Annotated in this window: 6 protein-coding genes; 3 read left to right on the forward strand and 3 right to left on the reverse strand. The window is 68.0% G+C overall.

Annotated features, from left to right (window positions below; all coding sequences use genetic code 11):
- Positions 1-303: 303 nt before the first annotated feature.
- Positions 304-1,800 carry a sensor domain-containing diguanylate cyclase gene (locus K6142_RS07560; protein ID WP_190245873.1) on the forward strand — a complete coding sequence of 499 codons (1,497 nt, stop codon included), beginning with the start codon at positions 304-306 and terminating at the stop codon, positions 1,798-1,800.
- Positions 1,801-1,961: 161 nt separating this feature from the next.
- Here K6142_RS07560 and K6142_RS07565 read toward each other — a convergent pair whose 3' ends face one another.
- Positions 1,962-2,528 carry a C-GCAxxG-C-C family protein gene (locus K6142_RS07565; protein WP_223290463.1) on the reverse strand — a complete coding sequence of 189 codons (567 nt, stop codon included), beginning with the start codon at positions 2,526-2,528 and terminating at the stop codon, positions 1,962-1,964.
- Between the two features lie 146 nt (positions 2,529-2,674).
- Here K6142_RS07565 and K6142_RS07570 point away from each other — a divergent pair, with 146 nt between their 5' ends.
- Complete coding sequence (locus K6142_RS07570) at positions 2,675-4,765, forward strand: LysR family transcriptional regulator (protein WP_190245872.1); 2,091 nt, start codon at positions 2,675-2,677, stop codon at positions 4,763-4,765.
- A 289-nt stretch (positions 4,766-5,054) separates the two neighbouring features.
- Positions 5,055-5,765, forward strand: coding sequence for a queuosine precursor transporter (locus tag K6142_RS07575; RefSeq protein WP_190245871.1), 711 nt, complete (start codon positions 5,055-5,057; stop codon positions 5,763-5,765).
- A 138-nt stretch (positions 5,766-5,903) separates the two neighbouring features.
- Here the strand turns inward: K6142_RS07575 and K6142_RS07580 are convergent, their stop codons facing one another.
- Both K6142_RS07580 and phnX read right to left on the reverse strand, forming a co-directional pair.
- Positions 5,904-6,770, reverse strand: coding sequence for a GntR family transcriptional regulator (locus tag K6142_RS07580; RefSeq protein ID WP_190245870.1), 867 nt, complete (start codon positions 6,768-6,770; stop codon positions 5,904-5,906).
- A 213-nt stretch (positions 6,771-6,983) separates the two neighbouring features.
- Complete coding sequence (gene phnX, locus K6142_RS07585; RefSeq protein ID WP_190245869.1) at positions 6,984-7,826, reverse strand: phosphonoacetaldehyde hydrolase; 843 nt, start codon at positions 7,824-7,826, stop codon at positions 6,984-6,986.
- Positions 7,827-8,245: the final 419 nt, after the last annotated feature.

Below are 8,245 nucleotides of genomic sequence, written 5' to 3' on the forward strand. Positions count from 1 at the left end.
CGGCCCAGCTCCGTGCTTGTCCGTTGCCGCACGCCCCCCGCCATGGCCCGGCCCCGCATACGGTCCGGCCCACACTCGGCCCGTTGCCGACCAGTTTCAGCCCTGCCCCGGCAAAGCTTGCCGCCGTCGACCCGATCCGCCCGCGCCAGCCCCGCACCCCGCGCAACATGGACCGATTCTTGCTTTCACCTCGTGCAACGTCGCGTTTCCGACGCCTGCCGCCCCGGCGCCGCACCCGGCGCGGGCCGCGCTGTGCATGACCATGCCCTTACGCCGCATACCCCTGGGGGGGGAGACCGGACCATGAAGAAGACACCGCAACACACCATGTGGACCATGGGCCTTTCCGAGGCCGATGCGGGGCTGCTGGCCGCCCACGCGGGCAGCGACTACCGCATCATCGCCCTGCCTCCGGGGCGCGCGCCGTCCGCCCTTGAAATGGAGCGTGACGACCCGTGCCTGTTCTGGCTCACGTCCGACGCATGGACCGCCATCGCCAGCCAGCGCGAAGGCAAGTCGCAGCATCTCGACCTTGTCCCGCGCGTTCTGGTGCTGGAACCCGGCTACTCGCGCGAGGAAATAGAACGGGCGCTGGACAGCAGCTTCACCGATGTCATCAAGCCGCCGCTCACCCGCGCCCGCGTGCTTGACGTGCTGCGCCGCGCGGTGGAAACGCGCAACCTGTACCACGACATCCTGCGCATGACGCGCGAAATCTTTCTTGAGCGCGAAATGCTGGCCCGCAAGAACGACACCCTGTCGTTCCTGGTGACCTTTCTGACACGGGCCACCGAAAGCCTGGACCCTGCGGAAATCCTGGGCAAGGTGCGCGAAGACCTTGCGCTGCTGCTGCCGGTGACGGCGGTACACGGCATCTTCTGGCCTCCGGTGCCCGAAGGAGGCGCGCTGGAGGCGGAACTATTCGTGGCCACCGCACCCGACTGCCCGGTGAACGTGCAGTGGGTGGACCTGTTGCTGGAATCGGCCCGGCGCCTGGGCAACGCACCGGTGGCGGGCTATCGCGTCAACCATGTGCCCGGCATGGCCGAACTGCTCGACGCCACCGGCTGCTCCGTGGACCCCGGGATGCCCCCCGTGCCTGGCCGGGTGATCCTGATGCCGCTGCGCACCGGCACCGAAGCCATGGGGGCGCTGGCCATCCTGACCGACGGCACCCAGACCATGGGCAAGGACCAGGCCCAGGCGCTGGATTCGGCCATGAAGCACCTTGCCCTGGCGCTGAAGAACGCCATGGTCTACCGCGAGGTGAAGTTGCAGGCCGACCACGACGCCCTGACCCGGCTGCACAACCGCCGCAGCCTCGACGAGCGCCTGCGCACCGAGTTCGAACGGCACCGCCGCTACGGCCACTCCATGACCCTGCTGCTGCTGGACCTGGACCACTTCAAGGCCATCAACGATACTTACGGCCATCTTGCGGGCGATGCGGTGCTGCGCGAACTGGCCGACGTGCTGCGCCATTCCGTCCGCACCACGGATTTCGCTGCCCGCTACGGCGGCGAGGAATTCGTGGTCATCCTGCCGCATACGGAAGAAGCGCAGGGCCACATGCTGGCCGAACGGCTGCGCCACCGCATCGAGCAGTGCCGGGTGCAGCACCACGGGGTGCAGCTTTCCGCCACGGTGAGCATCGGCGTGGCGGGCTTTAGCCCCGGCGCCTTCGCCAATGTGGAGGAACTGGTGCGCGAGGCCGACCGGGCGCTGTACCTGGCCAAGGCCAATGGCCGCAACGTGGTGTGCACCATGTCCGGCTGCGAAGACGCCAAGGCCGCCGGGTAGCCGGACCAGATCACGCAACATGACGCGGGGCGCTCCCAACGGGGCGCCCCGCTTGCGTCGTGGCCGTGGCGGCAGGGATCAAGCCCCATGTCGGCGCAGTGCATCCGCCAACCATCGGATTCCGCAATCGGACGGAGTGCCGATTCTCCTGGCCGATCAGGCTAGCGCAAGACCCGGCGGGCCAGCGCGCCGTCTGGGGCCAGCACACCGTCTGGGGCCAGCGCGCCGTCCGGGGCCAGCACGCCGTCCGGGGCCAGCACGCCGCCAGCCACGGACCGCATTGCCGCAGGCGGCACGAACTCCCCGTCGTCGCGGGCCTGCCGTAACCGCGCCACCACCTGGCCCGCGACCATGGCGGTAAACCGGATGCAGGCCTGCATGCCTGCCTGCTCGCCGAAGGCGTGCAGCAAATCGCCACAGCGGATGCTGCCGTGCTCCGCCAGTGCATCCTCGCGCACCGCGCGGGCCAGCCGCGCTGCAAGGTCCCAGTCGGCTCCGGGCCGTTCGCGTCCGCACAGTGCGCCTACGGCCAGCACCGCTCCCGCCACGGCCCCGCACATTTCCTCCTTGCACCGGCCCACGCCGCCCCCGAAGGCGGTGGCCAGCCGCACCTGCTCCGGCACATCAAGGCCGAATTCCCGCGTGGCGACCAGAAAAACGGCCTCGGCGCAATTGAACCCGGCCTCGAACGTCGCCTGCGCCTGCTCCCGCGCCGCATCAGCTTTCATGAAGGTATCCTCTGTTTTCGTGCGTTGTCCGCGTATCGCGCCGCCACCAAATATCTAATGTGCCGCATACACGTTGCCCAAAATCGAATCCAACGATACCTTTCGATGCGGTCAATCGCGGTTTCCGAACGATCAAGGGGACGGACATGGAACTACGCGACCTCAGAACCTTTGCGGCAGTGGCGCGCCTGCTCAGTTTCCATCGTGCGGCGGCGGAGCTGAACGCTGCGCAATCCACGGTTTCCGCGCGCATCGCCGCGCTGGAAACGGAACTGGGCGTCCGGCTGTTCGAACGGCTGGGCCGCCGCGTGGCCCTGACGGAAGCGGGCGAACGGCTGGTGCAGTACGCGGCCAAGCTCATCGACGTGGAAGACGAGGCCAGGGCCTGGGTCACCGGAGAATCGAGGCTGCGCGGCCTGCTTACGGTGCGCGTGCCGGAATCGCTCTGCGCGTATCGCCTGCCGCCTGTCATTGCCGCGTTTCGCCGCCGCCACCCGGAGGTGGCCCTGCAGCTGACCGCATGCACCCTGAACGGCCTGGAAAAGGACCTGCGCCAGGGCATCACCGATCTGGCCTTCGTCATGGCCGACAGCGTGCGCGGCGGCGACCTGAACGTGGAAGCCCTGGGCGTGGAGCCGCTGGTGCTGGTGGCTGCGCCGCATCACCCCCTGTCCGCGCGCGACCGGGTGGTGGCCCGCGACCTGCACGGCATCACGCTGGTGCTGTCCACGACGGATTGCGCCTACCGCACGGTGATTGAAGAGGCACTGGCCGCCGAAGGCATACAGCCCGCCGCCGGGCTGGAATTTTCCAGCGCGTCGGCTCTGCGCGGCTGCGTGGCATCCGGCGTGGGGGTTACCCTGCTGCCCGAGGCCGCCGTGCGCGACGAACTGCGCGCGGGCACCCTGCGCGCGCTGGCCTGGGCGGACCAGCCCTTTGAAACGGCGGTGCTCATGGTGCGCCACCGCGGCAAGTGGGTGTCTCCGTACATGGACACCTTCATGGAACTGTGCCGCGTTGCCTGCGCCGACGCCGCCGGGGCCAAGGCCTGCCCGGATGCCATCTGGGATTTCCCCTGTCCCATGGCGGACGTGGCAACCATCCTGGAGCCGCCCAGATCCGCCCCCGGCACCGACGAGAAGCCGGAGGCCAACGAGCAGCCGAGGACGGCGGACACCGTGCCTCCGCCCCCCGCGCCTTCCGCGCCGCATATGCCGGACACGCCGGAAGCCGAACCGCATAGCGCACCAGACGACATGCCGCAGGACATGCTGCCTGACGAGCTCCCCGGCATGCTGCCCGGCATGCCGCCTGACATGCCAGCCCGCAAACGCGATGTCGCACCAGACGACGGCCAGGATGATGGGCCTAACGATGAGCCTGACAATGGGCATCTGCCCCTCCTCACGAAGGCCACCCCCGACATCGTCCCCGGCCACCCGGCAGATTTCGTTGATCTGGCGGATCTGACGGCCAGCCTCCCCGCTGACGAACCAGCCACCCTTTCGCAGGACCAGCCCGACTCCGACGTCACGCCCGTGCCCGACCTCCTGCCCGATCCGTGGTCCGATCCGTGGTCCGATGCGCGGGGCACCGACGACGCGGACACCGACCCGGAAACGGTCTGGGGCAACCCGCCGGACATGACGCCGGAGATGGATCCCGCAATGCCCTCCCATATGGAGCAGGTGATGGAGCCGGAGATGGATCCGGACACGTTGCTTGCCCTCATGCCGGAGGCATCAGCAGAGATGTCGCCCGAGGCGTTCACGGACCTGCCCTGGGCCGGTCCGGACGATTGCAGCAACCTTGCGCTGGCCGATGCCCCCTGCCCTTCCTTCGGGGATGACGCGCCGGACCGCCACGAGGAGACCGCACCGGGCGGCGGGGAAGACATGCCCCGGTACACCCCGGAGTTGTTGCCACCGACTGGAGACGAGGCGGAAGCCCCCCCGTTCGCCGTGCCTCCCGTGGCAGACACGCCACCGGAAACCCGTCAGCCGTCGCTGTGGGACATGCCGGAACCGCCCGTCCAGCCGCAGGCATCTGCCGCGCCTGCTTCCGAAACCGCCGGGGCGGAGCAATCGGAAGCCCTGCTCGCGTCCCCTGAACAGGCGAAACCGGAGCAGCAGGACGCAACGCCGCAGCCGTCCGCCCGGCCCGCCCCGCCGGAACGCTTGCCAGAGGCGGCACCAGAGGCGCCGCAGTGGCTGTCGCTGCTGCCCCCCAAAAGCTGAGCCCTCCGACGTTCCGCACCGCCGGAAACAAGGAACATCCCATCCCCCACTGCCGTCCGCATCCGGCGGACGGCACAGGCCATACACACACCGGTCCGCCCTGCGTGCCGACACATCCCGGCGCACGCCGTGCGCCGGGCGGGCGGTGCGGCTTGACCCGGCGCGCGGCGTGGCGTAAGCCCCCCGTTCCGCCGCCCACCTCCCGCAGCCCGCACCCTTCTCCGCCTTTCGCGCCGCCACGTGGCTTCGCGGGCTTGTCTCGCGGCCCATTTCCTTTCCGGAGTTTTGCATGAACGAACTGCTCTGGTTGTGCTTCGCCCTGTTCGACATGGGCATCACCGTGCTCATGCACCGCCTGTTCGGTGCCGCCGGGCTGCACGCCCTCATCGTGCTCAACCTGATGGTGTGCAACATCCAGGTGCTGAAGACCGTGACCCTGTTCGGCATGACCACCACCCTCGGCAACATCGTGTACGCCGGGGTGTTCCTGGCCACCGACATGCTGGGTGAATTCCACGGCAAGGCAGAGGCGCGCAAGGGCGTGCTGCTCGGCTTCGTCACCCTGCTGCTGGGCACGGCCTACATGCAGGCCTCGCTGCTGTACGCCCCGGCACCCTCGGACTTCGCCCATCCGCACCTGGAAGCCCTGTTCGGCCTGCTGCCGCGCCTGGCCGGGGCCAGCCTGCTGGCCTATCTGGTTTCGCAATACCACGATGTGTGGGCTTACCACTTCTGGATGCAGCGCACCGAAGGCCGCCACCTGTGGCTGCGCAACAACGCCAGCACACTGGTCAGCCAGATGCTCGACTCCTCGGTGTTCTGCCTGGCGGCGTTCATCGGGGTGTATCCGTTCGAGGTGGTGCTGGAGATCATGCTGACCACCTACCTGTTCAAGGCCGTTGTGGCTTTGCTGGACACCCCGTTCATCTATCTGGCCCGCCGGATGCACCGCGCTCGCCCGGCGGATGCGCACGCTGCCGCCGCTCCGGCGGCGGGCTGATGCCTGGCTTCGCACTGCGCGCACGACCGAAAGGATGGTGCCCACCCGGCGGCACGCAATCCCCCTCGCCGAACGTGAAAAGGCCGGACTCCCCAGGGAGTCCGGCCTTGTGCATGTCCGTCCGTTGCGTGTGCGTATTCAACCCTTGACCTGTCCGGACCGGCTGGCCGGGCCTTGCCCCCCGTTCGGGCCTGCCGCGCCAATACCGCCAGCCTCGCCCCCGCCGGAAGGATCCACGAAGAAGCCTGCAAGCGGCGTCTGCCCGGCGGTGCCATCCTTGTCGTACACGTACCCGCCGATGGCGCAACGAAAACGGTACTTGTCGCCCCGGTGCAGGGCGCGGCTGTATTCCACGGCCCGGCCCGTATCGGTGTACACCACGCTCTCCACCCAGATGCACGGGCAGTTGTCGCCGATCTTCAGGTGCTTGCGCTCGCTTTCCGTAGGCATCACCGCACCCAGTTCCTGACGCGAATACAAGAGGCGCATGCCGTAGTCCTCGTGCAGCACCTTGTAGAGCACGGTATCCAGCTTCTTTTCCAGAAAGTCCGGCACCATGTCCGTGGGCAGGATGGACCGTTCCAGCACCAGCGGCACGCCGCTGGCCAGCATCAGCCGGTACAGGAAGATCACCGGCTGCCTCTCGGCAAGGTTCAGGTGCGCGGCTACCTCGGCATCGGCATACTCTATGCCCGCCGCGATGGTCTTGTAGTGCGGCGCAAGCCCGGCGCTGACGATGTCATCATAGTACGTGGTGATGCTTTCCAGCGAACGGGTGAGCACGGGACTCTTTTCCGAAAGCAGGAACGTGCCCTTGCTGCGCTTGCGCACCAGCATGTGATCGTTGACCAGCTTGTCGATGGCCTGGCGCACGGTCATGCGATGCACACCGAACATGGCGGCCAGATCGCTCTCGTTGGGAATCTTGTCCCCCGGCTGGTACACCTTGTTCCGTATCTGTTCGGAAAGCCATTCATAAATGACGAGATATTTCGATTTTCCCATGTCCTTTCCGTGGCCGGGCTTGGTGCGGAGACCGCGCCAGGCATATTCCCCCTCATTTCCCTTGTTGCAGTCCGCAGGGAGGCAAACAGACGCGCCCTGCACCAGCAGACCCAGCCCGCCTATCACGGAAGCGCTTGTCCGGCCAGCCCCAGGGCACATTTTGTCCATTTTCATCCGGCATCTCCCGGCATGGCGTGTCCGAACGCGGCGGCCTCAGGCAGGATATGGCGTATCGCCACGGGCAAGGCGTGCCTCTATGGCCTTGATGACGGAAAAGCAGTCGGCAATGGAATCGACCACATAGTGCGCCCCGGCCTCGCGCAGCCGGGCGGCGGCCACAGCCATGCGGGCGGCCAGTTGGTCCGGGGGCATGCGGGCGGCGTCAACCTCTGAAAGCCCCACGTCGTTGCCGGTGCGCACCACGCCCACGGTCCACATGCCCGCGTTGCGGCCCTCGTGCATGTCGGCCACCGTGTCGCCGATCTTGACCATGGACTCCATGGGATGCACCCCCAGCCGCATGGCGTTCAGGTAGCACATCCACGGATACGGGCGTCCGGCGGGCACCTCTGACGCATGCACCACCACGTCGGGGCTGTAGCCCTGGCGGGCCGCCTCGGGCACCAGCACATCCATCATGGGGCCGGTGTAGCCGGTACACGAGCCCAGCCCCATGCCCCGACCCCGCACCCTGTCCACGAATTCCGCAAGGCCGGGCACCGGCGCGGCATGGGCGGCGATGGTTTGCAGCATCAGGGGCTCCACGTCGCTGTACACGGCATCCACGTCCGCCTCGTCGGGCACGTGCCCGTGCACGGCGCGCCAGCGGGCCGCCACGGAATCCATGGCCAGCATGCGGCGCACGTGTTCGCGCTTTTCGCTGCCCATGGGTTCGCGCGCTTCGGACACGGCCACCTCTACTCCATGCAGGGCAAAGGCCTGCACGAAAACCGCCGCGGGGCCCAGGCAGCCGTGGTCCACGGCGGTGCCTGCCCAGTCCAGCACCACGGCCCGCACCGGGCCGGCATACACACGGGTGCGAAGGAAAGGCTTCATGCTCACCTGCCTGTCTGATGGGGAAGGGGAATGTCCGCAGGAGCGCGGGCGCCGACACGCGGAAATGGCGGCATGCCGTGCCGTGGGCCGGGAACGGGACCGGCACCCCATGCAAGGGTGCCGGTCCGCTTTCTGTCACCGGGAAAGGGGGGCGCACCCTGCCTTCCCGTCAATCCTTGGATGGCGCTGGCGGCGCGCCGGTTCCGGGCTTGGCCATGGCCTGTCCGGGTTCATTGCTGCGCACCGTCCGGCGCGCCGCCCATGCCGTATCGCCTTTTCGTCTTGTTGGACGGCTACTTGGGGAAGTGCCGCTTGTCCAGGTGGTCGTACTTGGGCAGGTGGCGGGTGGGCAGGGCCAGGGCATCGCGCCGGAAAGGCGGGGCCAGTCGCGTGCCGTCGGTCATGATCTCGATGACCGA

Origin of the sequence: Nitratidesulfovibrio sp. SRB-5 (genome assembly GCF_019931275.1) — a bacterium.
In the GTDB taxonomy this organism is placed as follows: Bacteria; Desulfobacterota; Desulfovibrionia; order Desulfovibrionales; family Desulfovibrionaceae; genus Cupidesulfovibrio.

What these genes read in the sequence shown, in the direction of transcription:
- K6142_RS07565 (WP_223290463.1), bottom strand. Translation starts at nt 2,528, where the DNA reads ATGAAAGCTGATGCGGCGCGGGAGCAGGCGCAGGCGACGTTCGAGGCC.
- phnX (WP_190245869.1), bottom strand. Translation starts at nt 7,826, where the DNA reads ATGAAGCCTTTCCTTCGCACCCGTGTGTATGCCGGCCCGGTGCGGGCC.
- K6142_RS07570 (WP_190245872.1), top strand. Translation starts at nt 2,675, where the DNA reads ATGGAACTACGCGACCTCAGAACCTTTGCGGCAGTGGCGCGCCTGCTC.
- K6142_RS07560 (WP_190245873.1), top strand. Translation starts at nt 304, where the DNA reads ATGAAGAAGACACCGCAACACACCATGTGGACCATGGGCCTTTCCGAG.
- K6142_RS07575 (WP_190245871.1), top strand. Translation starts at nt 5,055, where the DNA reads ATGAACGAACTGCTCTGGTTGTGCTTCGCCCTGTTCGACATGGGCATC.
- K6142_RS07580 (WP_190245870.1), bottom strand. Translation starts at nt 6,770, where the DNA reads ATGGGAAAATCGAAATATCTCGTCATTTATGAATGGCTTTCCGAACAG.